General features: G+C 70.2%; 28 protein-coding genes and 1 pseudogene. 15 read left to right on the top strand and 14 right to left on the bottom strand.

The window, feature by feature from the left end:
* Positions 1-131 precede the first annotated feature (131 nt).
* Positions 132-1,367 carry a phosphoserine phosphatase SerB gene (gene serB, locus QMK28_RS15970; RefSeq protein ID WP_326438358.1) on the top strand — a complete coding sequence of 412 codons (1,236 nt, stop codon included), beginning with the start codon at positions 132-134 and terminating at the stop codon, positions 1,365-1,367.
* A 206-nt stretch (positions 1,368-1,573) separates the two neighbouring features.
* Here serB and QMK28_RS15965 read toward each other — a convergent pair whose 3' ends face one another.
* The 4 genes from QMK28_RS15965 to QMK28_RS15950 all read right to left on the bottom strand — a co-directional run bounded on the left by QMK28_RS15965 (position 1,574) and on the right by QMK28_RS15950 (position 4,251).
* Positions 1,574-2,125, bottom strand: coding sequence for a SixA phosphatase family protein (locus QMK28_RS15965; RefSeq protein ID WP_326438356.1), 552 nt, complete (start codon positions 2,123-2,125; stop codon positions 1,574-1,576).
* A gap of 100 nt (positions 2,126-2,225) precedes the next feature.
* Positions 2,226-2,465: a hypothetical protein gene (locus QMK28_RS15960; protein WP_326438354.1), complete on the bottom strand. Its 240-nt coding sequence runs from the start codon at positions 2,463-2,465 to the stop codon at positions 2,226-2,228.
* Positions 2,466-2,664: 199 nt separating this feature from the next.
* Entirely contained in the window at positions 2,665-2,781 is a 117-nt protein-coding gene (locus tag QMK28_RS15955; RefSeq protein ID WP_326438352.1) for an SGM_5486 family transporter-associated protein, read from the bottom strand.
* 54 nt (positions 2,782-2,835) lie between these two features.
* A complete protein-coding gene (locus QMK28_RS15950; RefSeq protein ID WP_443050737.1) occupies positions 2,836-4,251 on the bottom strand; it encodes a CynX/NimT family MFS transporter in 1,416 nt (471 codons plus the stop codon).
* 55 nt (positions 4,252-4,306) lie between these two features.
* On the opposite strand from QMK28_RS15950, the gene QMK28_RS15945 reads away from it, so the two are divergent.
* Positions 4,307-4,981 carry a FadR/GntR family transcriptional regulator gene (locus QMK28_RS15945; RefSeq protein ID WP_326438348.1) on the top strand — a complete coding sequence of 225 codons (675 nt, stop codon included), beginning with the start codon at positions 4,307-4,309 and terminating at the stop codon, positions 4,979-4,981.
* 83 nt (positions 4,982-5,064) lie between these two features.
* On the opposite strand, the gene QMK28_RS15940 is transcribed toward QMK28_RS15945, so the two are convergent.
* The 3 genes from QMK28_RS15940 to fabG all read right to left on the bottom strand — a co-directional run bounded on the left by QMK28_RS15940 (position 5,065) and on the right by fabG (position 7,266).
* Positions 5,065-5,463 (bottom strand): hypothetical protein, encoded by a 399-nt coding sequence (locus QMK28_RS15940; RefSeq protein WP_326438346.1) that lies wholly within the window; start codon positions 5,461-5,463, stop codon positions 5,065-5,067.
* Between the two features lie 319 nt (positions 5,464-5,782).
* Entirely contained in the window at positions 5,783-6,556 is a 774-nt protein-coding gene (gene fabI, locus QMK28_RS15935; RefSeq protein ID WP_326438343.1) for an enoyl-ACP reductase FabI, read from the bottom strand.
* 5 nt (positions 6,557-6,561) lie between these two features.
* Positions 6,562-7,266 carry a 3-oxoacyl-[acyl-carrier-protein] reductase gene (gene fabG, locus QMK28_RS15930; protein WP_326438341.1) on the bottom strand — a complete coding sequence of 235 codons (705 nt, stop codon included), beginning with the start codon at positions 7,264-7,266 and terminating at the stop codon, positions 6,562-6,564.
* Between the two features lie 292 nt (positions 7,267-7,558).
* Between fabG and QMK28_RS15925 the strand changes: the two are divergent.
* Positions 7,559-7,910: pseudogene (locus tag QMK28_RS15925) on the top strand (hypothetical protein).
* A 187-nt stretch (positions 7,911-8,097) separates the two neighbouring features.
* Here QMK28_RS15925 and QMK28_RS15920 read toward each other — a convergent pair.
* Complete coding sequence (locus tag QMK28_RS15920; RefSeq protein ID WP_326438339.1) at positions 8,098-8,598, bottom strand: ATP-binding protein; 501 nt, start codon at positions 8,596-8,598, stop codon at positions 8,098-8,100.
* A 205-nt stretch (positions 8,599-8,803) separates the two neighbouring features.
* Here QMK28_RS15920 and QMK28_RS15915 point away from each other — a divergent pair, with 205 nt between their 5' ends.
* Entirely contained in the window at positions 8,804-9,673 is an 870-nt protein-coding gene (locus QMK28_RS15915; protein ID WP_326438337.1) for a helix-turn-helix domain-containing protein, read from the top strand.
* Complete coding sequence (locus QMK28_RS15910; protein ID WP_326438335.1) at positions 9,670-9,891, top strand: DUF397 domain-containing protein; 222 nt, start codon at positions 9,670-9,672, stop codon at positions 9,889-9,891. The genes QMK28_RS15915 and QMK28_RS15910 overlap by 4 nt, the downstream gene beginning before the upstream one ends.
* Positions 9,892-9,963: 72 nt before the next feature.
* On the opposite strand, the gene QMK28_RS15905 is transcribed toward QMK28_RS15910, so the two are convergent.
* Positions 9,964-10,878 (bottom strand): hypothetical protein, encoded by a 915-nt coding sequence (locus QMK28_RS15905; protein WP_326438333.1) that lies wholly within the window; start codon positions 10,876-10,878, stop codon positions 9,964-9,966.
* Positions 10,879-11,216: 338 nt separating this feature from the next.
* Here QMK28_RS15905 and QMK28_RS15900 point away from each other — a divergent pair, with 338 nt between their 5' ends.
* From QMK28_RS15900 to tyrS, 6 genes are all read left to right on the top strand, one after another.
* The gene (locus QMK28_RS15900) at positions 11,217-11,468 is read left to right on the top strand and encodes a Scr1 family TA system antitoxin-like transcriptional regulator (protein ID WP_326438331.1); all 252 of its coding nucleotides are present in this window, start codon (positions 11,217-11,219) and stop codon (positions 11,466-11,468) included.
* Positions 11,465-11,686 carry a DUF397 domain-containing protein gene (locus tag QMK28_RS15895; protein WP_326438329.1) on the top strand — a complete coding sequence of 74 codons (222 nt, stop codon included), beginning with the start codon at positions 11,465-11,467 and terminating at the stop codon, positions 11,684-11,686. Before QMK28_RS15900 ends, QMK28_RS15895 begins: the two co-directional genes overlap by 4 nt.
* A gap of 193 nt (positions 11,687-11,879) precedes the next feature.
* Positions 11,880-12,449, top strand: coding sequence for a MepB family protein (locus QMK28_RS15890; protein ID WP_326438327.1), 570 nt, complete (start codon positions 11,880-11,882; stop codon positions 12,447-12,449).
* Positions 12,450-12,655: 206 nt separating this feature from the next.
* Positions 12,656-14,179: a TldD/PmbA family protein gene (locus QMK28_RS15885; RefSeq protein ID WP_326438325.1), complete on the top strand. Its 1,524-nt coding sequence runs from the start codon at positions 12,656-12,658 to the stop codon at positions 14,177-14,179.
* Complete coding sequence (locus QMK28_RS15880) at positions 14,176-15,567, top strand: metallopeptidase TldD-related protein (protein WP_326438323.1); 1,392 nt, start codon at positions 14,176-14,178, stop codon at positions 15,565-15,567. Before QMK28_RS15885 ends, QMK28_RS15880 begins: the two co-directional genes overlap by 4 nt.
* Positions 15,568-15,622: 55 nt before the next feature.
* Positions 15,623-17,065 (top strand): tyrosine--tRNA ligase, encoded by a 1,443-nt coding sequence (tyrS, locus tag QMK28_RS15875; RefSeq protein ID WP_326438321.1) that lies wholly within the window; start codon positions 15,623-15,625, stop codon positions 17,063-17,065.
* A gap of 82 nt (positions 17,066-17,147) precedes the next feature.
* On the opposite strand, the gene QMK28_RS15870 is transcribed toward tyrS, so the two are convergent.
* Entirely contained in the window at positions 17,148-17,423 is a 276-nt protein-coding gene (locus QMK28_RS15870) for a GlsB/YeaQ/YmgE family stress response membrane protein (protein WP_326438319.1), read from the bottom strand.
* 212 nt (positions 17,424-17,635) lie between these two features.
* Here QMK28_RS15870 and QMK28_RS15865 point away from each other — a divergent pair, with 212 nt between their 5' ends.
* Positions 17,636-18,013 carry a DUF3099 domain-containing protein gene (locus QMK28_RS15865; RefSeq protein WP_326438317.1) on the top strand — a complete coding sequence of 126 codons (378 nt, stop codon included), beginning with the start codon at positions 17,636-17,638 and terminating at the stop codon, positions 18,011-18,013.
* A 220-nt stretch (positions 18,014-18,233) separates the two neighbouring features.
* On the top strand, positions 18,234-18,488 hold the full coding sequence (locus QMK28_RS15860) for a hypothetical protein (protein ID WP_326438315.1): 255 nt from the start codon (positions 18,234-18,236) through the stop codon (positions 18,486-18,488).
* On the opposite strand, the gene moaA is transcribed toward QMK28_RS15860, so the two are convergent.
* The 3 genes from moaA to QMK28_RS15845 all read right to left on the bottom strand — a co-directional run bounded on the left by moaA (position 18,471) and on the right by QMK28_RS15845 (position 21,587).
* Complete coding sequence (gene moaA, locus QMK28_RS15855) at positions 18,471-19,460, bottom strand: GTP 3',8-cyclase MoaA (RefSeq protein WP_326438313.1); 990 nt, start codon at positions 19,458-19,460, stop codon at positions 18,471-18,473. The two genes, QMK28_RS15860 and moaA, sit on opposite strands and share 18 nt — an antisense overlap.
* 163 nt (positions 19,461-19,623) lie before the next feature.
* Positions 19,624-21,246, bottom strand: a complete 1,623-nt coding sequence (locus QMK28_RS15850; protein WP_326438311.1) for a solute symporter family protein — start codon at positions 21,244-21,246, stop codon at positions 19,624-19,626.
* The gene (locus tag QMK28_RS15845; protein WP_326438309.1) at positions 21,243-21,587 is read right to left on the bottom strand and encodes a DUF485 domain-containing protein; all 345 of its coding nucleotides are present in this window, start codon (positions 21,585-21,587) and stop codon (positions 21,243-21,245) included. Before QMK28_RS15845 ends, QMK28_RS15850 begins: the two co-directional genes overlap by 4 nt.
* A gap of 323 nt (positions 21,588-21,910) precedes the next feature.
* Here QMK28_RS15845 and QMK28_RS15840 point away from each other — a divergent pair, with 323 nt between their 5' ends.
* Both QMK28_RS15840 and QMK28_RS15835 read left to right on the top strand, forming a co-directional pair.
* Positions 21,911-23,458, top strand: a complete 1,548-nt coding sequence (locus QMK28_RS15840; protein ID WP_326438307.1) for a S8 family peptidase — start codon at positions 21,911-21,913, stop codon at positions 23,456-23,458.
* A 129-nt stretch (positions 23,459-23,587) separates the two neighbouring features.
* Entirely contained in the window at positions 23,588-23,857 is a 270-nt protein-coding gene (locus tag QMK28_RS15835) for a hypothetical protein (protein ID WP_326438305.1), read from the top strand.
* A gap of 101 nt (positions 23,858-23,958) precedes the next feature.
* Here the strand turns inward: QMK28_RS15835 and QMK28_RS15830 are convergent, their stop codons facing one another.
* Complete coding sequence (locus QMK28_RS15830; RefSeq protein ID WP_326438303.1) at positions 23,959-25,002, bottom strand: zinc-dependent alcohol dehydrogenase family protein; 1,044 nt, start codon at positions 25,000-25,002, stop codon at positions 23,959-23,961.
* Positions 25,003-25,168: the final 166 nt, after the last annotated feature.

The following is a 25,168-nucleotide window of genomic DNA, read 5'->3' as shown; positions in this document are numbered from 1 at the left end:
CTCAAGCGCCGGACAGGCTAGTTTCAGCCCTCCCCAGCGCTTGAGGACAGCCCGGCCGCGGCGCTCAGGACCGTCCGCCACGCGGGACAGGTGTACGACCCGTCGCCGGAGCCCGATACCGTGGGATCACCATGAGCGCATCGCAGATCCCGACTGCCACCGCCGTCCCCGGCGACTCCGTACCCACCCTCCTCGTCAAGATCTTCGGCAAGGACCGCACCGGCATCACCGCCGGCCTCTTCGACACCCTCGCCGCCTACGGCGTCGACGTCATAGACATCGAGCAGGTCGTCACCCGTGGCCGCATCGTGCTGTGCGCGCTGGTCACGACCCCGGACGGCAACGGCGCGACGGCCGGCGAGCTGCGCGCGACCGTGCACAGCTGGGCCGACTCGCTGCAACTCCAGGCCGAGATCATCTCCGGCATCGGCGACAACCGGCCGCGCGGCACGGGCCGTTCGCTGGTCACCGTGCTCGGCCACCCGCTGACCGCCGAATCGACGGCGGCCATCGCGGCCCGCATCACCGGCACCGGCGGCAACATCGACCGTATCTTCCGGCTCGCCAAGTACCCGGTCACCGCAGTGGAGTTCGCCGTCTCCGGCGTCGAGACCGAACCGCTGCGGACCGCGCTCGCCACCGAGGCGGCGGCGCTCGGCGTCGACGTCGCGGTCGTCGCGGCCGGGCTCCAGCGGCGGGCGCAGCGGCTCGTCGTGATGGACGTCGACTCGACGCTCATCCAGGACGAGGTGATCGAACTCTTCGCGGCCCACGCCGGCTGCGAGGAGGAGGTGGCCCAGGTGACGGCGGCCGCGATGCGCGGCGAGCTGGACTTCGAGCAGTCGCTGCACGCCCGGGTCGCGCTGCTCGCCGGTCTCGACGAGTCGGTGGTCGAGAAGGTGCGGGCCGAGGTCCGGCTCACCCCCGGCGCCCGTACGCTGATCCGCACCCTCAAGCGGCTCGGCTACCAGGTGGGCGTCGTCTCGGGCGGTTTCACCCAGGTCACCGACGAGCTCAAGGACCGGCTGGGCCTGGACTTCGCGTCGGCCAACACGCTGGAGATCGTGGAGGGGAAACTCACCGGCCGGGTGACCGGCGAGATCGTGGACCGGGCGGGCAAGGCCCGGCTGCTGCGGCGCTTCGCCGAGGAGGCCGGGGTGCCGCTCGCGCAGACCGTGGCGATCGGCGACGGGGCGAACGACCTCGACATGCTCAACGCGGCGGGGCTCGGAGTCGCCTTCAACGCCAAGCCGATGGTGCGGGAGGCGGCGCACACGGCGGTGAACGTGCCGTTCCTCGACACGGTTCTGTATCTGCTGGGCATCACTCGCGAAGAGGTCGAGGCGGCGGACACGCACGAGCGGTGACGCGGCGCTGGCAGGCGGGGTACGGCTTGCTGTCGCGGCGTACCGGTCCGGCCGGTGGACGGGTGTCCTCAATCGCCGGACAGGCTGAATTTTCAGCCCGTTGGGGGCGCTTCCCGGACGATGTCTGGGGGAGGGCGGAATTTTCAGCCCGTCCGGCGATTGAGGACACCCGGGCGGAGTCTCGGCGAGAACCCTGCCGGCCAGGCTCAGTCGTGCGGGGCCCAATAACCCGTGAGGCGGCCGACCCCGTGCTCGACGGACTTCCAGGAGCCGGTGAAGGTGATCACCGCGACCGAGGCGGTGGGGAAGCCGCCGCGGTTCATCCGGGTCAGCAGATCGCCGTCCGACTCGCCGGAGAGCGCGTCGGCGAGGATGTGCATGCCGGGGTTGTGGCCGACCAGCAGCAGGTCGTCGACGTCCTCGGACGTCTCGTTGAGCAGCGCCAGCAGGTCGCCGAGGGAGGCTTCGTAGAGCCGCTCCTCGTAGACGGTCCTGGGCCGGTGCGGCAGCTCGTGGACGACGAGTTTCCAGGTCTCACGGGTGCGGATCGCGGTCGAGCAGAGGGCCAGTTCGGGGGTGACGCCGGCGCTCGCGAGCCAGCTTCCGGCGGCCGGGGCGTCCTGGCGGCCGCGGTCGGCGAGCGGCCGGTCGTGGTCGGACACCGCGGGCCAGTCGGCCTTCGCGTGTCGTAGGAGGACGATCCTGCGGGACTCCGGAGATCCGGGGGTTGCCCCCCGGGAGGATGCTGCGACGCTCATGCTTCCCAGCTTCGCATGAAACGCGTGCCGGGGCGCGAGGTGTTGGGAGGCTCCCCCGCCACAGGCGGAAGGGGCGGCGGCCCGATGGCGCGGGACCGGGTCACAGCGCCTGGTACAGCCCGCTCTGCTGGACCAGCCGGACGATGTGCGCGACGGGCTTCGAGCCGTCCACGGCGTGCGCGTCGCCGGGGTTCAGCAGCATGACGAGCAGCACGGCGAAGGCGATGGCGGGGAGCGCGACGGCCCACCACGGCAGCTGGATCTCCACGCCGCCGGTCCGCTGGCCTCCGGTGCGGGCGGCTACCGGGCGGATCGTCCGAGAGTCTGTACGGGCCGCCATGCGGATCGCCTCCGAGAGGTTCGAGTGGGGCGACGCGGCCGCCTGCCACGGCCGCGTCCACCGCTGCGTCGCGGTGTACCTCGAACCTACGGAGAGCGGCGGGCCCGGCCCATCCGGTGACCCACCCACTTGTCCCTGAGCCTGACCCCCTAGGGGTTGGTGGGGATAACCCCACCGCGGCGGGGCGTTCGGGTGTCGGTCACGGTGAGATGAAGCTCGCGATCACAGCGATGACGACGGTGATGGCGAGCATCACGCCGAGCACGATGAGCAGCTTCTTCTGGCCGTTCGGCGGGTTTTCCTCAAGCACTGGCATGGCCCAAGTGTCCCATCCGGCCTGCTCGGGCCTGATCGGGGTGGTGCCGCCAGGTCAGATCTCGTCCTCGACGGTGCGGTTGCGTCCGGCGAAGATGCCCGCGGCGATCTGCGGGATCATCAGGGCGGCCATCAGCGCGATGGGCAGGTCCCAGCCGCCGCTGTGCTGGTAGAGCGCGCCGATCAGCAGCGGGCCGGGGATGGAGATCAGATAGCCGGTGCTCTGCGCGAAGGCGGACAGCCGGACCACGCCGGCGCCGCTGCGCGCCCGCATCCCGATCATCGTCAGGGCCAGCGGGAAGGCGCAGTTGGAGACGCCGAGCAGCAGCGCCCAGGCCCACGCGCCGCCGGCCGGGGCGAGCCACAGCCCGGCGTAGCCGACGAGTCCGAAGCTGCCGAGGATGACCACGAGGACGCCCTGGTGGTTCAGCCGGGCGGCGATCCGCGGCAGTACGAAGGCCAGCGGCACGCCCATCACCATCGTGACGGCGAGCAGCAGCCCGGCGGTACCGGCGGAGACGCCCGCGTCGCGGAAGATCTGCGGCATCCAGCCCATCGTGATGTACGCGGCGGTGGCCTGGAGCCCGAAGAAGACCGCCATCGCCCAGGCGGTGGGGCTGCGGGTGATGCGGCTGCGGGGCGCGGCCTCGCGCGGGGCGGCGCCGGACGCGCTCCGGTTGCCCGTCGAGCCGCCGTCGCTGCCGGAGGGGCCGCTGCCGGAGGGGCCGCCGCCGGAGCGCATGCGTACCAGGAAGACCCAGGGCAGCACCGCGACAGCGGCGAGCAGCGCCCAGACGCCGAGGCCGAGCTGCCAACTGCCGCCGAGCGCGTCGGTCATGGGCACGGTGACGGCCGCGGCGCCCGCGGTGCCGAGCGAGAGCGCCATCGAGTAGAGGCCGGTCATCGCCCCGACCCGCTCCGGGTACCAGCGCTTGACGATCACCGGCATGAGGATGTTGCTGACGGCTATGCCGGCCAGCGCGAGCCCGCTGGCCGCCAGGAAGCCGACCGTGCCGCCCGCGAACGGCCGGATGGCCAGGCCCGCGGCGATGGCGACCATGCCGGCGCAGACCACCGCGGCCGGCCCCCAGCGGCGCGCCAGCCGGGGCGCGGTGACGCCGAAGATCGCGAAGCAGAGCGCGGGGACCGAGGTGAGCAGGCCCGCCACGGTGCCGCTCATGCCGAGGCCCTCGCGGACCTCCTTGAGCAGCGGGCCGAGGCTGGTGATGGCGGGACGCAGATTGAGCGCGGCGAGCACGAGGCCGGCTATCACCAGCCGGTTCACCCAGCGGGACGCCGCAGGGGCCCCGATACGGTTCGGGCGGGCGTCCGCAGCGCGGGCGTCCGCAGCCGAATCAGCGGGTGAATCCGGTGTCAGCGAATTTGATGTCGGCGAATCCACGGAGGCAGCCGTGTCCGGGGTCCGGGCCGGGTCGAGCGTCGCGAGGTCTTCGTCTGCCATACCGGCCATCATAGAATCATGGGATGATTGCTTGTCCAATCCGTGCCCCGCGCCCAGGAGAGCCATGCCGCTGACCTCCCCCCGCCGCTCCGCCCTCGCCGACCAGGTGATCGCGGAACTGCGGAAGCAGATCACCACCGGCGAGTGGCCGGTCGGCTCCCGCATCCCCACCGAGCCCGAACTCGTCGAGCAGCTCGGCGTGGCCCGCAACACCGTGCGCGAGGCCGTACGCGCACTCGCCCACAACGGCCTGCTGGACATCCGGCAGGGCTCCGGCACCTATGTCGCGGCGACCAGCGAGATGGCCGGCGTCATGCACCGCCGGTTCGCCGACGCCGATCCCCGGCACATCGCCGAGCTGCGCAGCACCCTGGAGGCGTCCGCCGCCCCGCTCGCGGCCGAGCGGCGCACCGACCGCGATCTCCAGCAGCTCGACGCGCTGCTGCTGCGGCGCGAGGAGGGGTGGGCGTCCGGCGACCGCGAGACCTTCATCGCGGCGGACGTCACGCTGCACCTCGCCGTGGTGGCCGCCTCGCACAATGACGTGCTCACGGCCGTGTACGCCGACCTGGGGGCCGTGCTGCGCGCGTTCCTGCGGCTGGACGTCGGCGAGGAGCTGCGGCCGGAGAACCACATGGACCACAGCCGGCTGGTCGAGGCCATCCGCGCCGGCGACGCCGAGACGGCCGGCACCGAGGCTGCGGGCTACGCCTTCCAGTGCCTGCCCGAGCACGCCTGAGGGCGGCGGAGCGGGGCTGAGCGGCGGCTGAGCGGCGGAACGCGGGCCGTACGGGGAAGCCGTGACGGGAGGCCGTACGGCGGTCAGTACCGCTGGTGGGTGACCCACACCGCGCGGATGCCTTTCCAGCAGCGGTCGGACAGTTCGACGGTGCGCGCCGGGCCGACCTCGACCCGTTTGCCGTCGACGTCCGGATCCCACCAGCGGTCGCACTCGATGTGCAGCTGCACCCGGTCGGTCTCGGCGTACGGGTTGTGGCAGACCGTGAAGACGGTGGAGCCCTTGATCCGGGTGCGGCACTCGGCCTGCCGCGCCTCGCGGGGCGGCTCGTCCGGGTCCTCGGGGACCGTCCGGGGCCCGGTCCGCTCGCCGGCCCGGGGGCTCCCGTGGGGCGCTGCGGCGAGTGCGTTCGGGGTGACGAAACCGGTCAGCGCGGCCAGCGCGATCATCAGCGCCACGAGCGGGGTACGGGGTGAGCGCACGCCGGCACCTCCTCCCCATGGCTCCGGGAATCTCCCGGCTTGTTCAGTCTGCGGGCGATGGGCCAGGTTCTCGACTCGAGCGCGGCTTCGCCCCGCTATCCCCGCTCGGCGGAGCTGTCCCCGCTCGGCACAGCTCGGCGGAGAGCCGCACCGAGCCGCGGGCCGGAGTTCGACGGCGTACGGATCGCGCGTACGGATCGCGGTGGCCCCGGACGCACCACGACCGCGCGCCGTCTGCTGGGGAGCTGACGGGCGCGCGGTCGTCGGAGCGAACGCGGAATGCCGGGAGTACCGGGCGTACCGGGCGTGCGAGGCGGGGTCAGGCGCCCATCATGTGCACGCCGCCGTCGACGTGCACGATCTCGCCCGTCGTCTTCGGGAACCAGTCCGACAGCAGTCCGACGACGCCACGGGCGGCCGGCTCGGCGTCGCTCAGCTCCCAGCCGATCGGGGCGCGGTGCTTCCAGACGTCCGCCAGCTCCTCGAAGCCGGGGATGGAGCGCGCGGCCATGGACTTGACCGGGCCCGCCGCGATCAGGTTGCAGCGGATGTTCTTGGCGCCGAGGTCGCGGGCGAGGTAGCGCGAGGTGGACTCCAGCGCCGCCTTGGCCACGCCCATCCAGTCGTACTTCGGCCAGGCGAACTGCGCGTCGAAGGTCAGCCCGACGACCGAGCCGCCGCGCTCCTCCATCAGCGGCAGGCAGGCGGTGGTCAGCGACTTCAGCGAGTACGCCGAGACGTGCACGGCGGTGCTGACGTCCTCCCAGCTCGCCTCAAGGAAGTTGAAGGCGCCCTGCGGGCCGAAGGCGATCGAGTGCACGACGCCGTCGAGCGACGCGTCGTCGCCGAGGTACTCGCGGATCTTGCCTTCGAGTCCGTCGAGCTGCTCCTGATTCTGTACGTCCAGCTCGATGACCGGAGCGGGCTTCGGAAGCCGCTTGGCGATCCGCTCGACGAGGCTGAGGCGGCCGAAGCCGGTCAGGATGACCTCGGCGCCCTCTTCCTGGGCGAACTTCGCTACGTGGAAGCCGATCGAGGCGTCAGTGATGACGCCCGTCACGAGGATGCGCTTGCCGGCGAGGATTCCACTCATGTCGGTCAGTGACCCATGCCCAATCCGCCGTCAACGGGAATGACGGCTCCAGTGATGTATGCGGCGTCGTCGGAGGCGAGGAAGCGGACCGCCGCGGCGATCTCCTCGGGCCGGGCGTAACGGCCCAGCGGTACCTGTCCGACGATGCCCTTGCGCTGCTCTTCGCTGAGATCACGCGTCATATCGGTGTCGACGAAGCCGGGGGCCACCACATTGAAGGTGATGTTGCGCGAACCCAGCTCGCGGGCGAGAGAACGGGCGAAGCCCACCAGGCCGGCCTTGGAGGCGGCGTAGTTCGCCTGACCGGCCGAGCCCAGCAGAGCCACGACGGACGAGATCAGCACGACCCGGCCCTTGCGGGCGCGCAGCATGCCGCGATTCGCCCGCTTCACGACCCGGAAGGTGCCGGTGAGGTTGGTGTCCAGGACGGAGGTGAAGTCCTCCTCGGACATCCGCATCAGGAGCTGGTCGCGGGTGACGCCGGCGTTGGCCACCAGCACCTCGACCGCTCCGTGCTTCTCCTCGATCTCCTTGTAGGCCTGCTCGACCTGCTCGGTGTCCGTGATGTCGCACTTGACGGCGAGAAAACCCGCCGGGGGCTCGCCCGAGCGGTAGGTGATGGCGACCTTGTCGCCTGCGTCGACGAAGGCGCGGGCGATGGCAAGACCGATGCCCCGGTTGCCTCCGGTAACGAGAACCGAGCGGCTCAAGGGACCACCCTCTCTGCTGATAGCTGCTGACTGCGTCTGTCGTTTGCGTCTGTCGTGCGTTCTGTACGAAAACTATCGTTCTACGGCCCGGTAAGGGGAATCGGTCCCGGACAGGGGCGCATCCCGGTCACTGTCGGGTCTCTACAGTTTTCCCCCGGAGCGACCGGAGCAGTGGACCAGAGGTGCCAGCCTCGTCAATTCGCAGCCGCCGCACCACACCTTGGAATGACCTCGTCCCGGTGGTGCTGGGTACCCTGACCGGACGGCCCAGAATCCCGCCCATGGGAGAAACCTGTCCGCCACGGCTCCTGACCAGCCCCGCGTCCCTCAGCCACCGGCCACCGTCACCGCACTGCGCCAGGCCGTCGCGCAGATCGCCCCTGCGGCGCTGCCCGCCTTCACCCGAGAGCTGGACCAAGCCGCCGATCAGGCGCGACAGGGAGCCGACCTCCCCCCTCCAACGATTCACCACCCAGTGGGCGGTGTACGTGGAGGTCCAGCGCCGGCCCGCGACCGCCGAACGGTTCCATGCGCTGGAGGACCTCGCCGCCTCGGCCGACGCCGCACAGGCCCGCCAAGCCGCTGCGGAGCTCGGACGCATCCTCGACGCAGCCCATTCCGCGCTCGAGCAGGGACCGCATTGACCGGTACCTGGAGGTGGGAGTACGACCCGGACCACCTCCACGTCGCCAGCGGTCTGCCGGCCGCTGTCGTGGCTACGTCAGCGCCGCCGCACCGCGCCAGTTGACAGCGAGCGCAGCCGTCGTCCAGCACCCTCCCGACGGCGGAGCAGCAAGTGCCGTGGCCGTCCGCCCGAGAGGGCAGTGCGGTTCACCCGGCCGGGCAGGCGAGGCGGCAGCGGATCTGCTTGCCGATCGGGGAGTTGGCTACGCGCCAGCCGGGGCAGAGCAGGTCGAGCAACGCCAGGCCGCGGCCCGATTCCGCGTCGGGATCGTCCAGCGCGATGCCGCTGCGGCGGAGCGGGCGGCGCGGCTCGGGGTCGTGGACGTTGATGTACACCGCCCCGGCTTCACCCCCGGCCCGCGCCTCGGCGTCGGCCTCGACGCCTACGTAGACCTCGACCACGAGCGGAACGTACTCCCCACAGGCCCGCACGCCGTTGCCGGTCAGCTCCGATACGACCAGCCGCACGGTGTCGACGGTGTCGGAATCGACGCCCAGGTCGGACAGGCCCTTGGCGATCACCTCACGGAGTGAGCGGAAGTTACGGGCGGACGCGATGACGTGGGCGACGAACCCGCGGCTGCGGGGGCGTAGGTAGAAGCCGGGGGTGGGGGGTTCCTGGGGTGGTGATGCTGCTGCTTCTGCCATGGGGTACATGGCTCCTCCAGCCTGCGGCGCGGCCGCGCGGTGTCGGTTCCTTGCCGCCCCGATCATGCCAACTGACGCTTATTGGCGGCTCCTTGCCTCCAGCATGAGACATAGCGTGCTGAACTCACAACATTGTCACCCGAATTGATGGATAGATACTTTGTTCCCATCGACGTCCATGGGGTTGCGGTGGAACACTTCGTTCATGCCAAACGTGCGCCCCGTACCCACTGTTCGACGCAGGCGACTTGGTGAGGCCCTGCGCCGCTACCGCAATGCCACCGGGATGAGCCTCGACACCGCCTCAGCGACCCTGGGTTGGATCGGCCCAAAGCTCTCGCGGATCGAGACCGCCAATGGCCACATCCGCCCGACCGAGGTCGCCAGCCTGCTCAAGGTGTACGGGATCAGCGATCCCGAGGTGGTGAGCGCGTTGGAGGGGCTAGCGAAGGACGCCCGGAAAAAGGGATGGTGGCAGACGTACAGCGGCATCGTCGCGCCCGCGTACGCCGACTACATCTCTCTTGAATCCGACGCCGAGAGCATCCGCGCATACGAACCTCTACTGATCCCGGGGCTGGTGCAGACAGCTGCCTACGCCCGAGAGACTGTGGCTGCCAACGCAACGACTCGTACCCCCGAGGAGATCGCCGCGCTCGCCGAGGTCCGCTTGGCGCGCCAGGCCGTCCTCACCAGCCCGGATGGACCGTTGAAGTTCTGGGCCATCATCCACGAGGCAGTGCTTCACCAGCGGTTTGCCGTACGCCCCGCTACCATGCGCGATCAGCTCCGCCGACTACTCGACGTAGCCGAGTTGCCTAACGTCACCCTTCAAGTCATGCCGTTGGCAGCCACCCCTCACCCCGGTGGTGCAGGTGGTTTCAGCCTTGTCGGCTTCCCCGGACCCATGCCTGACGTCGTTCTACTGGAAAACCTGATCGGAGCGACTTACGTTGAAGGGGTCGACGAAGTACAGGTCTTCGGCGATGCCTTCGAACGCATCGTCGCAGCGGCACTCCCCGTGGACGACACGTTGGCACTGATCGCACGGATGGAAGAAGGAAGCTGCAAGTGAAGGACCCCAAGGCGGAGCTCTACGCGCACGACATCTCCGCCGCAGTCTGGCGCAAGGCATCCGCCAGCGCCGGAGAGAACAACTGCGTCGAGATCGCCGACCTCCCCGGTGGCGGCAAGGCCGTCCGCGACTCGAAGCGACCGGAGGCCGCCGCACTGCGGTACACGGCCTCGGGGTGGGCGGCATTCCGGGAAGGCGTGATCGCCGGCGAGCTCTGAGCGAAGGTTCAACACGCGTGGGGCCTCAGCCGCCGAAGTGGCCGAGGCCCCCACTCTCCGCCGGGACGCGCCTCAACTGTTCGGCAGATCCTCGTCGTCTTGGCTCTCCAGTTCGCCCAGCAGACGCCCCGCGAGTTCTACGAGCGTCTCGCCTTCGGGGGTCATCCAGCGGGCCGTGCCCTGGTTGGAGACAGGCCGGTTCTCCCACTGCGCAAGTTCCCACATACGCGAGATCAGGCCTGAGGGCGAATACTGCCGTCCGTCCGCCGCCCAAAGAATGGGCCTGGTGCGGTGGTTGACCCAGGTGGCGCGGGCACGACGGTCGTCCTCGTCGAGCCACGCCTCAAGCGCCTCCTGTTCGGGAGCGAGGTACGTGTACAGGCCGAGAGCCGTGCCTTCATCCAGGACTGCCTGGTCGACAATGACGTGGACCGCATTGGGCCGTCGGGTCTTACGCTGCTTCTTCTGTTTCCGGTACTTCGCGGGAAGTCCTTTCTCCGCGCCGATGGCCAGTCGGTGCAGTACCTCGTCCGTCAGCTCACGGCACCGGACGGTGTCGGCGCACAGGTATCTGATCTGCGAGCGCTCGCCGTACAGTTCGTCCATCGCGGTCACGAGCGTGGGCACAGTGCGCCGCAGGAGATCCGGCATCTTCAGCATCGATTCCTTGGCCCAGGCGAGATGGGTTTCAGGTTCGTCCATGGACTCGTTGACCAGCTGCCGCAGGACCAAGTGGGCGATAAGGTACGTCCCGTGGTCAATGGTGGCCGCGCCCCGCCCCTCGTACCCCTTGCGGAGCGCGCCGAGGCCGCTGCGGACGGCACGCAAGGCGAGGACCGCGTTCCACAGTTGGTACGGGCTTGGCTGCGGCCGGAACAGCACGTCATACACCCCCTGCTTGCCCCGCTCCCACAGGACGTCCAGGCACCATGCTTTTCGCTCTCTCGTGGTCGCCTCCGCCCGCGCCCCCTCATGGGTGTCGGGCATGGATGCGCTGTGTTCGCAGCGCATGTCTCCCGCCAGGACCAAGCCGCAGCATGATGGACTTCACGTCCGGACAAGACCTCTTCAGGGGAGGCCGCTCTGTGACCCATGACATCGACCAGTCGGGGAGTTGGCCACGCGCCAGCCGGGGCAGAGCGGGGCGAGCAACACCAGGCCGCGGCGCGATGCTGCGGCGGAGCGGGCGGCGCGGCGACGTGGACGTTGAGGCACACCGTCCCGCACACCCCGACGTCGACCCCGGTCCGCGCGAGGCGTTGGCCTCGACGCCTACGTAGACCTCGACCACGAGCGGGGCGTAATCCCCGCAGGCCCACACGCCGTTGCCGGTCCTCATTATCCAGCCGACGCTCTGGACCGCACGCCTCGGCGTACTGGGGGGATTCAGCCTGGTCAGCTTCCCTGGCCCAACCCCGGACGTAGTTCTGCTGGAAAACGTCAGCGGGGCGGCATACGTTGAGGGCGAAGGCGCAACCCCTTTCTCCAAGGCAGTCGAGCGCATCCGCGCCACGGCGCTGTCCGTGGAGGACTCCCTCGCGCGTATCGCACAGATGGAAGAAGGCCACAGAAAGTGAACGACCCGAAGGCGGAGCTGTACTCCTACGACCTCTCCGCCGCTGCCTGGCGCAAGTCCTCGGCCAGCGGCGCCGAGAACAACTGCGTTGAAGTCGCCGACCTCCCCGGCGGCGGCAAGGCTGTCCGCGACTCGAAGCGACCGGAGGCCGCCGCACTGCGGTACACCGCCTCGGAGTGGGCGGCGTTCCGGGAAGGCGTGATCGCGGGCGAGCTCTGAGCCCGCCGACACCAAAGCGTCCGCCCCCCGCGCAACGACGGGGAGGCGGACGCTTTGGTGTCTGTGGGCTCCAAAAAATCAGCACTCGATGGGTTGAACGTCACGGACGGGGGCCTCGACCGCCTGCCCAACCGAGTGCTTCCAGCCAGTTCGCCGACGTACTCGGCGGCCGGGGCGATGGCAGGGTGGAGGAATGACGACGAACCACGAGGGCTCTTCGGAGTTCTCCGCCGCAGACCCCGAGTCCTGGTCTTCCGGGGACCCGGTCCATGACGATCTCCTCGCGGCGAAGGCGCTGGTGTACGACCCGAGCGGGTTCAGGTGCTCACGGCCGGTGGCCGAAGCGGAGAGCGCCGACTACGGGGCGTACGGATTCGCCCTGGACGGCTACTCCGTCAGGTTCCGTGCGGCCAAGACAACCCCGACGAAAGTCGGCCAGTTCGTCACTCTGTGGAAGAGGTCCGCGGACGGCCCGATCCAGCCCCTCGACGCTGAGGACGCCGATGAGCTCGTCGTCATCAGTACCCGTGATGGCCGGCACTTCGGACAGTTCGTCTTCCCGCGAGAGGTGCTCTGCGAGCGGGACATCGTTTCGAGAAACGGTTCGGGCGGGAAGAGGGCGTTCCGCGTCTACCCACCGTGGGTCACGACGACGAACCGCCAGGCGCGCAGCACGCAGACATGGCAGCTGAACTATTTTCTACCTATAGGCGAAGACGGGACGATCGACTCCGCCCGCTCTCAAGCGCTCTATCACCTGTGAGCCGCGTGCTCCAGCGAGGTCCTCGCAAGCCCGGGGGACGAAGCGCTCGCCCGAGCCGGTCCCTTCGAGGACGAGGGGCGTGCCACCGTCGGTGCTACCTCCGACACTGGACAACGGTGCCCACGCGGAAAGCGGAAACGTGTGGTCGGCCGGCCGGCCTTCCGGCATGGTTCGATGCGGAGACCTACGGAGAAGGGACCGCCACCGTGCAACACGAGGTCGATCAGTCATTCCTCGCGCTACCGTTCCGCGCCCTCGCCGACGCCGCGCTCGCGCGGGCCCGCGCGCTCGGGGCCGAGCATGCCGACTTCCGGCTGGAGCGGGTGCGCAGCGCCGCCTGGCGGCTGCGGGACGCGAAACCGGCGGGTAGCTCCGACACCACGGACATGGGGTACGCGGTGCGGGTGGTGCACGGCGGCGCGTGGGGGTTCGCCGCCGGGGTGGATCTGACGATGGACGCGGCGGCGCGGGTGGCCGGGCAGGCGGTGGCGATGGCCAGGCTGTCGGCGAAGGTGATCAAGGCGGCGGGCTCGAATGAGGGGGTGGAGCTGGCCGCCGAGCCGGTGCACGCGGACCGGACCTGGGTCTCCTCGTACGAGGTCAACCCGTTCGCGGTGCCCGACGCGGACAAGACCGGGCTGCTCGCCGAGTGGAGCGGGCGGCTGCTGGCGGCGGACGGGATCGCGCACGCGGACGCCTCGCTGCTGACCGTCCAGGAGAACAAGTTCTACGCCGATACGGCGGGCACTTCGACGACCCAGCAGCGGGTACGGCTGCATCCGCAGCTGACAGCGGTCGCGGTGGACCCCGAGAGCGGCGAGTTCGACTCGATGCGGACCATCGCCCCGCCGGCCGGGCGCGGCTGGGAGTACCTGACCGGGACCGGCTGGGACTGGGACACCGAGCTGGCGGAGCTGCCGTCGCTGCTCGCGGAGAAGCTACGGGCGCCGAGCGTCGAGGCCGGGTCGTACGACCTCGTGGTGGACCCGTCCAATCTGTGGCTGACGATCCACGAGTCGATCGGCCACGCCACCGAGCTGGACCGCGCGCTCGGCTACGAGGCCGCGTACGCGGGGACCTCCTTCGCCACCTTCGACCAGCTCGGGAAGCTCGAGTACGGCTCCGGGATCATGAATGTGACAGGCGACCGGACGGCCGAGCACGGCCTCGCCACCGTCGGCTACGACGACGAGGGGGTGGCCGCCCAGTCCTGGGACCTGATCCGCGACGGCACGCTGGTCGGCTACCAGCTGGACCGCCGGATCGCGAAGCTGACCGGCTTCGAGCGCTCCAACGGCTGCGCGTACGCCGACTCGCCGTCCCATGTGCCGGTGCAGCGGATGGCGAACGTGTCGCTGCGGCCGGCGCCGCAGGGGCCGTCCACCGAGGAGCTGATCGGCGAGGTGGAGCACGGGCTGTACCTCGTGGGCGACCGCTCCTGGTCGATCGACATGCAGCGGGACAACTTTCAATTCACCGCGCAGCGCGCCTTCGCCATCGAGGGCGGCCGGCTCGCCGGTCAGGTGCGGGACTTCGCCTACCAGGCGTCCACCACCGACTTCTGGGGCTCGATGTCCGCGGTCGGCGGGCCGCAGACCTATGTGCTGGGCGGCGCGTTCAACTGCGGCAAGGCCCAGCCGGGCCAGGTCGCGGCCGTCTCGCACGGCTGCCCCTCCGCCCTGTTCCGTGACGTCAACATCCTCAACACCACGCAGGAGGCCGGTCGATGAGCGCCGCCAGCAAGCCGCACGAGATCGTCGAGCGCGCCCTGTCGCTGTCCCGCGCCGACGGCTGCGTGGTCATCGCCGACGAGGAGTCCAGCGCCAATCTGCGCTGGGCCGGCAACGCGCTGACGACCAACGGCGTCACCCGCGGCCGGACGCTCACCGTCATCGCGACCGTGGACGGCGGCCGGGGCACCGCCTCCGGCGTCGTCTCCCGCGCGGCCGTCACCGCGGACGAGCTGGAGCCGCTGGTCCGCGCCGCCGAGGCCGCCGCGCGGGACGCGGGACCGGCCGAGGACGCGCAGCCGCTCGTCGCCGGCACCCCCGCCTCCGACGACTTCGCCGGCTCCCCCGCCACCACCACGGCCGAGGTCTTCGCGGACTTCGCCCCGGCGCTCGGCGAGTCCTTCGCGCGCGCCCGCGCCGGCGGCCGGGAGCTGTACGGCTACGCGTACCACCAGGTCGTCTCCAGTTACCTCGGCAGCTCCACCGGGCTGCGGCTGCGCCACGACCAGCCGACCGGCACCCTGGAGCTCAACGCGAAGTCCCCGGACCTGACCCGCTCCGCGTGGGCGGGCCGCTCGACCCGCGACTTCGAGGACGTCGACCCGGCGGAGCTGGACGCGGAGCTGACGCAGCGGCTGAAGTGGGCCGAGAGGAAGATCGAGCTGCCGGCGGGGCGGTACGAGACGCTGCTGCCGCCCAGCGCGGTCGCTGACCTGCTGATCTACCAGCTCTGGTCGGCGGCGGCGCGCGACGCGGTGGAGGGCCGTACGGTCTTCAGCACGCCCGGCGGCGGCACCCGGCTCGGCGAGAAGCTCTCCGGGCTGCCGCTGACGCTGCGCAGCGACCCGCGCGAACCCGGCCTGGAGTCGGCGCCGTTCGTGCTGGCGCACTCCTCGGGCGACGACGCGTCCGTCTTCGACAACGGCCTGCCGCTGTCGGGCACCGACTGGATCCGTGAGGGGCGGCTGAACCGGCTGGTCACCACCCGGCACAGCGCCGCCCTGACCGGTCTGCCGACGGCCCCCTCGATCGACAACCTGATCCTGGACGGGGGCGGCACCCGCTCGCTGGACGAGATGGTCGCGAGCACCGAGCGCGGCCTGCTGCTGACCTGCCTCTGGTACATCCGCGAGGTCGACCCGGCGACGCTGCTGCTCACCGGCCTGACCCGGGACGGCGTCTACCTGGTCGAGAACGGCGAGGTGGTCGGCGAGGTCAACAACTTCCGGTTCAACGAGTCGCCGGTGGGCCTGCTGTCCAGGGCCGTCGAGGCGGGGCGTACCGAGCGCACCCTGCCGCGCGAGTGGAGCGACTGGTTCACCCGGGCCGCGATGCCCGCGCTGCGCGTCCCGGACTTCAATATGAGTTCGGTCAGCCGCGGAGTGTGACACGAATAGACTCTTGGCTGCCCTCCCCTCGGGAACAACGATCCTCAGGAACGACATGACACGCCTCGGCGAATCCGTCGCCCGCGCCAGCGAGCTCCTCACGCAGGACCTCTCTTCCGACACGACCGTGGAGCGGCTGCTCGCGGTGACGGCCGCCCGGCGCTATCTCGACTTGACGGACCTGTCCGCGAAGGAGCAGGCCGCGCTGATCGCGGGGCGGACCGTGGACGTCGTCCCCTCGCCGGAGAAGCTGGCCGAGCAGATCGACGCGGTCCAGGCCAAGGGGCGCGGGCTGGTCGTGAAGCTGGGCATCGACCCGACGGCGGCGGACGTCCACCTGGGGCACACCGTCCCCATGATCATCCTCAGCCGCTTCCAGCGGATGGGCCATGACGTCACGCTGATCATCGGTGACATCACGGCGAAGATCGGCGACCCGTCCGGGCGCTCGGCCGAGCGCCCGCCGCTCACCGACCAGGACATCGCCGAGAACCTCGCGGGCTACCGCGACCAGGTGAAGCCGTTCTTCGACTTCGAGCGGGTGAACTTCCGGCGCAACAGCGAGTGGCTGGCCGGGATCACGCTTCCGCAGCTGATCGGCATCCTGTCCCAGGTCCCGGCCTCGCAGCTGCTCCAGCGCGACGACTTCCGCACCCGGCTGGCGGCGGGCTCGGGGCTGACGATGTCGGAGCTGATCTACCCGGTCGCGATGGCGATCGACTCGGCCGAGATCGACTCGGACATCGAGCTGGGCGGTGTGGACCAGCTGCTGAACATGCAGATGGGCCGCAAGGTGATGGAGATCTACGGCAAGAAGCCGCAGATGATCGCGACCGTGCCGCTGATCGAGGGCACGGACGGCACCGGCGCGAAGATGAGCAAGTCCAAGGGCAACGCGGTCGCCCTGTCGTCCACCCCCGATGACGTCTTCGGCAAGATCATGTCGATCCCGGACCGGCTGATGGTCCCGTACCTGCGGGCCTGGACCGAGTGGACGGACGCCGAGATCGAATCGGCGGTCGCCCGGCTGGAAGAGCGGTCGCTGCACCCGATGGACCTCAAGAAGGTGCTGGCGGGCGAGGTCGTGGCGGTGCTGCACGGAGTGCCGGCCGCGATGGCCGCGCGCGCCGGGTTCGTCGCGCAGTTCTCCAGGAAGAGCTTCGCCGACGTCGACTCGCTGCCGGTGGCCGACGTCGCCGAACACGGCGCCGAGACCATCGCGACCGTCCTCACCAAGGTGCTGGAGTTCACCCCGAGCGCCTCGGCGGCCCGCCGGCTGGCCAAGCAGAACGGTCTGAAGCTGGTCGTCGAGGCTGCGAGCGGGCAGCGGACGGTGCTGGTCGCCGAGGCCGACGCCGTCCGGCCGCTGGCCGAGGTCCTCGGCGAGGCGCTGGCCGGTGCGGGGCTCACCGGCGCCGACGGCGGCGTCCGTCCGACGAGCGTCTTCCTCAAGGCGGGGCGCAAGCTCGCCCAGCTCCAGGGCTTCCAGCAGCTCTAGCGGGCACGAACAGTGGCCGGTGCGCACGGATGTCATGCGCACCGGCGGGGGCGCCTGCGCCGGATGTCAGGCGGGCCGGATGTCAGGCTCGCTCCTTCTTGCCCTTCAGCGACGCGTAGAGCGTGTCCCCGACCCCGACGACGACCACCGCGCCGGCCAGCTGGAGCAGATGCCTGATCCAGTCGATCCCCTTGGTGTCGTTGACCCCGATCCAGGTGGCCACCGTGTTGCCCAGGATGCTGCCGATGATGCCGAAGACGGCGGTCAGCCACAGCGGAATGCTCTGCTTGCCGGGGATGACGGCCTTCGCGATGAGGCCGAGAATCAACCCGAGGACGATCGCCCACAACCAGCTCATGTCGCCTCCTCGTACGGCGCGGGGTGCGCGTACGCGCCCAGTCTGAGCGCGCTCCCACTACGCCGCACGGCGGACACGGCCGTACGGGTCCTGCCGGTCTCCGACCGGCTCCATCGCGGCGCGCCCCGGTCTCGAATCCGTCCCGGTCACGGCGTAACGTTGACGGCGTCCGGGAGTGGGGAACGTCCCGCACGGCGAACAGGTGGTGGAACGTGACACGGAAGCGACACAGCGCCGAGGTCTTCCGGATCACCGGGGCCCGGCAGAGTCTGGCCGAGGACGTACGCGGGCGACAGCGCCGCTACATCATCTCGATGTCCGTGCGCACCCTGTCCGTCGTACTCACCGTGGTGTTGTGGAACGTCGAGCGCCACATCGCCTTCGTCACGCTCGCGCTGGGCCTGCTGCTCCCCTATGTCGCCGTGGTGATCGCCAACGGGGGCCGGGAGAACGTCTCTTCACTCCCGTCCACGTTCGTCCCCGCGCCGGTTCGCCCCATGCTGCACGCCCGTACGGATGAGCCCGCACCGGATCCGGTCCCGGAACCTCGCGGTCCGAACCACGATGGGCAGCCGTACGACCAGAGTTGATCCACTCCGGTCTGCAAAGCTCAAGAAAAGCTCAGATCAATCATGTGGTTCCGGTGCACCCGGCCTGGTCCCCCGTGACATACTTCGTACGCGCTCCGCATCCCCCGTCGGAGCGACAGACCGACGCCGGGCGGCTCCCCCCGTGGCTGCCCGGCGTCGCCATGTTCGCGTCGCATGGACGCCGTTCAGTCGCCGGGGGTCTGCGCATAGGGTTGAGAGCGTGAACTCCCCCCAGACCCCCGCGGCCGGACAGACCCCCGCGGCCGAACCCGACGTCATCTGCTCCGCCAAGGGCTGCCGCGCGCGCGCCGTCTGGGTGCTCGTCTGGAACAACCCGAAGCTGCACACCCCCGAGCGCCGCAAGACCTGGCTCGCGTGCGACGAGCACCGCGAGCATCTCTCGAACTTCCTGGACCTGCGCGGCTTCCTGAAGGACGTCGTGTCCTTCGAGGAGTGGTCAGCCGCCGATCGCTGACATCGGGCGGCGGGGCTGCAGGAACGCCGGGTCGTCGAGCCCGGAGCCGGCCTTCTTGCCCCACATCGCGGTCTTCCAGAGACCGCCGATCTCCTCGTCCGTGGCCCCGGAGCGCAGCGCGGCGCGCAGGTCCGACTCCTCCTGCGCGAACAGGCAGGTGCGGATCTGGCCGTCGGCGGTGAGCCGGGTGCGGTCGCAGGCCGAGCAGAACGGGCGGGTGACAGAGCCGATGACGCCGACGCGGTGCGGGCCGCCGTCGACGATCCAGCGTTCGGCCGGCGCCGAGCCGCGCTCGCCGTTCTCCTCGGCGGTCAGCTCGAAGCGGGTGAGCAGGCTCTTGAGTATGTCCTCGGCGGTGATCATGCCGTCGCGCTTCCAGCCGTGCTGGGCGTCGAGCGGCATCTGCTCGATGAAGCGCAGTTCGTAGTCGTTCTCGACGGCCCAGGCCAGCAGGTCGGGGGCTTCGTCGTCGTTGAGTCCCGGCATCAGCACCGCGTTGACCTTGACCGGGGTCAGACCCGCCTCGCGGGCCGCCTCCAGACCGCGCAGCACGTCGCCGTGGCGCTTGCGCCGGGTCATGGTCTGGAAGACGTCTGGGCGCAGCGTGTCGAGCGAGACGTTGACCCGGTTGAGGCCGGCTTCGCGCAGCGCCACGGCCGTGCGCTCCAGGCCGATGCCGTTGGTGGTCAGCGACATCCTGGGGCGCGGCTCCAGGGCCGCGCACCGCTCCACGATGCCGACGATGCCGGGCCGCAGCAGCGGCTCGCCGCCGGTGAAGCGGACCTCGGTGATGCCGAGGTCGGTCACCGCGATCCGGATCAGCCGGACGATCTCGTCATCGCTGAGCAGGTCCGGCTTGGCGAGCCACTGGAGGCCCTCTTCGGGCATGCAGTACGTGCACCGCAGATTGCAGCGGTCGGTCAGCGAGACGCGCAGGTCGGTGGCGACGCGGCCGAATGTATCGATGAGCATGGTGCGGCCCCTCCTGCGGTTGGCGTGACGGCGCTCGGTTCAAGTGTCCCGCAGCGTACGCGATACCTCGAATCTTCAACAGTTCGTTGAAGTCACTGGTCCGTCGCCCTCTGTGCACACTGCGTGTCCGTGCCCTCGCACCGCGTTCGGGGCCGCCGCCGCCTCAGTGCGCGCCGAATCCGGTCATCGAGCGCACTTCCAGCTCGGCGAACTTCTTGGTGTCCGGCTCCTCCTTCGAGATCAGGGTCCCGAGCCAGCCCAGCAGGAAGCCGAGCGGGATGGAGATCAGTCCGGGGTTCTCCAGCGGGAACCAGTGGAAGTCCACGCCCGGGAACATCGAGGTCTCCTTGCCCGAGACGACCGGCGAGAAGAGGACCAGCAGCACCGAGGACGCCAGCCCGCCGTAGATGGACCACAGTGCGCCCTGGGTGGTGAAGCGCTTCCAGAAGAGGCTGTAGAGGAGCGTCGGCAGGTTGGCGGAGGCCGCGACCGCGAAGGCGAGCGCGACCAGGCCCGCGACGTTGAGCTTGCCCGCGAAGATGCCGAGCCCGATGGCGACGGCCCCGATCGCGATCGCCGAGATCCGGGCCGCGCCGACCTCTTCCTTCTCCGTGGCCTTGCCCCTGCGGATGACGTTCGCGTAGAGGTCGTGCGCGAACGAGGACGAGGACGCGAGGGTGAGCCCGGCGACGACCGCGAGGATCGTCGCGAAGGCGACGGCCGAGATCACCGCCAGCAGGATCGCCCCGCCGGTCGAGTCGGCGCCGCCGCCGATCTCCTGGGCGAGCAGCGGGGCGGCCGTGTTGCCCGCCGCGTTGGACGCCTTGATCACCTCGGGCTTGATCAGCGCCGCCGCGCCGAAGCCGAGCGCGATGGTCATCAGGTAGAAACCGCCGATGATGCCGATCGCCCAGTTCACGGACTTACGGGCGGTCTTGGCGGTCGGCACGGTGTAGAAGCGGATCAGGATGTGCGGCAGTCCGGCGGTGCCGAGGACCAGCGCGATGCCCAGCGAGATGAAGTCGATCTTCGAGGTGGCGGTGAGGCCGTACTTCAGGCCGGGCTCCAGGAACGCGGCCCCTTGACCGCTGTTCTCGGCCGCCGCGCCGAGCAGGCTGGAGACGTTCCAGTGGAACTTGTTCAGCACCAGGATCGTGATCAGCAGAGTGCCGATGATCAGCAGCACCGCCTTGACGATCTGCACCCAGGTGGTGCCCTTCATGCCGCCGATCGTCACGTAGAGGATCATGACGACGCCGACGAAGACCACGATCAGGTTCTTGCCGGCCTCGCCGGTGATGCCGAGCAGCAGCGCGACCAGCGCGCCCGCGCCGACCATCTGGGCCAGCAGGTAGAAGATCGACACCACGATGGTGGAGACGCCGGCCGCGGTGCGCACCGGCCGCTGCCGCATCCGGTAGGCGAGCACGTCGCCCATGGTGAACCGGCCGGAGTTGCGCAGCGGCTCGGCGACCAGCAGCAGCGCGACCAGCCAGGCGACCAGGAAGCCGATCGAGTACAGGAAGCCGTCGTAGCCGGCCAGCGCGATGGCGCCGGCGATGCCGAGGAAGGACGCGGCGGACATGTAGTCGCCGGAGATCGCCAGGCCGTTCTGGAAGCCGGTGAAGCCGCGGCCGCCGGCGTAGAAGTCGGTGGCGTCCTTGGTCTGCCGGCCGGCCCAGATGGTGATGGCCAGGGTCGCGGCGACGAAGACCGAGAAGAGCGTGATGATCAGCGTGCGGTGCTCGCCCGCGCCGCCGGCGGCGAGCTGGTACGTCGTGCTCATGCGTCGTCCTCCAGGCGGGACTTGATGGCCTCGGCCTTCGGGTCGAGCTTGGCGTTGGCGTAGTACGCGTACCAGCAGGCGATCGCGAAGGTGGTGAGGAACTGGGCGAGGCCGAACACGAGCGCGATGTTGATGTTGCCGATCACCTGGGTGCCCATGAAGCCGCCCGCGTAGTTCGACAGCAGGACGTACAGCAGGTACCAGACGATGAAGGCGACGGTGAGGGGGAAGGCGAACGAGCGGTAGGCGTGCCGCAGTTCGGTGAACTCCGCACTGGCCTGCACCTCGGTGTAGGGCGGAGGCTCGTGCGGCCCCGGTTCGGTGGGAGGTGAGGTATCCACGATCTCTCCTGACACATGCGGACGGCAGCTGGGGGAATCGCCTTGCAGAGTGATCCGGATCACGCATCGTAGGGCGGTGCCGCAGTATGCAACAGGGGGTGGTTGTTGAATTCGGTAGGACAACGGTGGCAGCTCCCCGTCACGCCCGTACGGAAGCGGATTCGGCCGTACGAACCCTGATGACACGTCAATATGAGTGTCATACCGGGATTTCTCTCGCCATCCATTGATGGATGGCCATGATCAGCGCTAGCTTCACTCGTCATGTACCCGCCCACACGCGACCCGCGTGCGGGCGGCCTTCAGGATGATGTGGAGAACCCATGGCTCATCTCCGTTCCAGACGGGCGCGCGTGCTCGCGATTCCGGTCGGGCTCGCGCTGACCGCGTCGCTCGGTTTCCTTCCCGGCGCGGCCTCGGCCACCACCGCGGGCCAGGACAGGGCCACGACCGCGACGACCACCGCTGTCCGGGCCGACGGTCCGAAGCTGTCGTACGTGGTGAACACCACCGCCGACCAGGCCACGGTCAAGCGGGTGAAGAAGGCGGTCGTCCAGGCCGGCGGCACCGTCGTGATCGCCCACGCGCAGATCGGCGTGATCGTCGTCCACTCGGCGAACCCCGACTTCGCCAAGACGATCCGTACCACCGCGGGCGTGCAGTCGGCGGGCGCGAGCCGTACCGCGCCGCTGAAGTCCGCCTCGACCACCGAGGTCGGCAAGCCGGAGAAGGTCAAGGAGCCCAAGCCGGCGGCGGCGGCCAAGAACGTGGCTGCCGGCAAGGAGCCGCTGGAGCCCCTCCAGTGGGACCTGGCCGCCATCAAGGCGGACAAGGCAGCGAAGATCAACCCGGGCAGCAAGAAGGTCACCGTCGCGGTCATCGACACCGGCGTCGACGACACCCACCCTGACCTCGCCCCGAACTTCTCGAAGAAGCAGTCCGCCAACTGCGTCGGCGGCGTCGCGGACACCACCCAGGGCGCCTGGCGCCCGTACAACCCGGACGAGGACTACCACGGCACGCATGTCGCGGGCGAGATCGCCGCGGCGCGCAACGGCATCGGCGTCGCCGGCGTGGCCCCGGGCGTGAAGGTCTCCGCCATCAAGGTCAGCGAGGCGGAAGGCAGCTTCTTCTACGCGGAGAGCGTCGTCTGCGCCTTCGTCTTCGCCGCCGAGCACAGCGTCGAGGTCACGAATAACAGCTACTACGTCGACCCGTGGATGTTCAACTGCACGGATGACCCGGACCAGAAGGCCATCGTTGACGCGGTCGGCCGGGCCGCGAAGTACGCCCAGCGCAAGGGCGCCGTCAACGTCGCCTCCGCGGGCAACTCCAACTTCGACCTGGCGGCGAAGGAGCTCACCGACGCGTCGAGCCCCAACGACACCACCCCGGTCGAGCGCAAGATCGACCCGGCGAAGTGCCTGGACGTCCCGACCCAGCTGCCCGGCACGGTGACGGTATCCGCCACCGGCGTCCAGAAGCTGAAGTCGTACTACTCCAACTACGGCCTCGGCCAGATCGACGTCGCCGGCCCCGGCGGCGACAAGTACCAGGTGCCCGAGCTGCCCGCCAAGGACGGCCGCATCCTGTCGACCATGCCCGAGGGCGACTACGCCTACCTCCAGGGCACCTCGATGGCCGGCCCGCACGTCGCAGGCGTCGCGGCGCTGCTCAAGAGCAAGCACCCGGACTCCAGCCCGCAGGAGATCCAGTGGCTGCTCAAGTCGCAGGCCGACAACCCCGGCTGCCCGACCGCTCCGTACGACCCGGACAGCGACGGTGACGTGGACGCGACCTGCGCCGGCACCAAGCATGTGAACAGCTTCTACGGCTACGGCATCGTCGACGCCCTCGACGCGGTCAAGTAACCGAGCTGAACCGACCGCCCGGGGCCCGAGCGGCCCCGGGCGGTCGCCCTTCGCCCGATCCGTCCTTCGAACGATCCGCCCTTGCGAACCTGATCGCGAACCTGATCCGTCCTTCGAAGCGGAGACTCCATGTCAGCTCGCTTCTTCCGCCGTTCGCGCCGCGCCGCCGCGATACCCGTCGGCATGGCCGTGGCCACCGCGCTCGCCTTCCTGCCGACTTCGGCCGGGGCCGCACAGCTCGACGACGGCGCTGGGGCGGCCCGTTCCGCCGCCGCGAAGACGGCCGCCGAGGCCGGCGACTCGATGAGCTACGTCGTCAACACCCGCTCGGGCCACGGCTCCTCGCGCGACGTCCAGCAGGCCGTCGTCAAGGCCGGCGGCAGCGTCGTCATCGCGTAAGTGCGCCCCTCAGTCGTGCGCCGGGGTCGCCCGCCGCGCACGCCGGGGCGCGAGGGCAGCCCTGCGCCGCCCGCGCCGCCCGCGCCGCCCTCGCAGACCTCTCAGAACGTGACGAGCACCTTGAGGGCCGACCGGTCGTCCATCGCGCCGTAGCCCCGCGGCACGCCGTCGAGGTCCACGGACAGGTCGAAGACCGGGGACGGGTCGATCGTGCCGTCCAGGATGTCGGGCATCAGGTCGGGTATGTAGCTGCGGACCGGGGCGACGCCCCCGCGCAGGGTGATGTTGGCGTCGAACATCACGCCCAGGTCCAGCCCGGTGGCGCTGCCGTGCGGCACCCCGACATAGCCGACCGCGCCGCCGGGGCGGGTGATGCCGATCGCGGTGCGCATGGACTGCCCGGTACCGACGGCCTCGATCACCGCGTGCGCGCCCTGCCCGCGGGTCAGCTCGCGCACGGCCGCGACCGCCGCCTCGCCGCGCTCCGCGACGACGTCCGTCGCGCCGAACTTGCGGGCGATGTCGGTGCGCGCCTGGTGCCTGCCGAGCGCGATGATCCGTTCGGCTCCGAGCCGCTTGGCCGCCAGCACGCCGCACAGGCCGACCGCGCCGTCGCCCACCACGGCGACCGTCGCGCCGGGGCGCACGCCCGCGCCGAGCGCGGCGTGGTGGCCGGTGCCCATGACGTCGGAGAGCGTGAGCAGCGCCGTCAGCAGTCGGTCGTCGGAGACCGCGTCGGCCGGCAGCTTCACCAGTGTGGCGTCGGCGTGCGGGACGCGTACGGCCTCGCCCTGGCCGCCGTCGTGGCCCACCGCGCCCCAGATGCCGCCGTGCACGCAGGAGGTCGTCAGACCCTCGACGCAGTACTCGCAGACCCCGTCGGACCAGGTGAAGGGCGCGACGACGAGGTCGCCGACCTTGAGCCCGGCGACGTCGGCCCCGGTCTGCTCGACGACGCCGAGGAACTCGTGGCCGATGCGCTGGCCCGGCTGCCGGGCGGCCTCGCCCCGGTACGCCCACAGGTCACTGCCGCAGATGCAGGCGCGCAGCACCCGGACCACCGCGTCCTCGGGACGCCGGATCGCCGCGTCCGGCACCTCCTCGACGCGGATGTCGTGCGGGGCGTGGATGGTGGTGGCGCGCATGGGGGGTGTCCTTGCAGATCAGGGGTTCGCGAAGGCCGGGATCTTCCGGCACGCCGATCCACGGTACGCCCGCGCCCCGCATGCGCTCACCGCGCCTGCCGCACGCCCCGGAGCAGACCGCCGCACGCCCCCGGGAACAGCCGCCGCACGCCCCGGGACACAGCCG

It is taken from the genome of Streptomyces sp. H27-D2 (assembly GCF_035828615.1).
Taxonomy (GTDB): domain Bacteria; phylum Actinomycetota; class Actinomycetes; order Streptomycetales; family Streptomycetaceae; genus Streptomyces.
The sequence above is the reverse complement of the archived record's forward strand: the minus strand, read 5'-3'. Positions and strand labels throughout refer to the sequence as shown.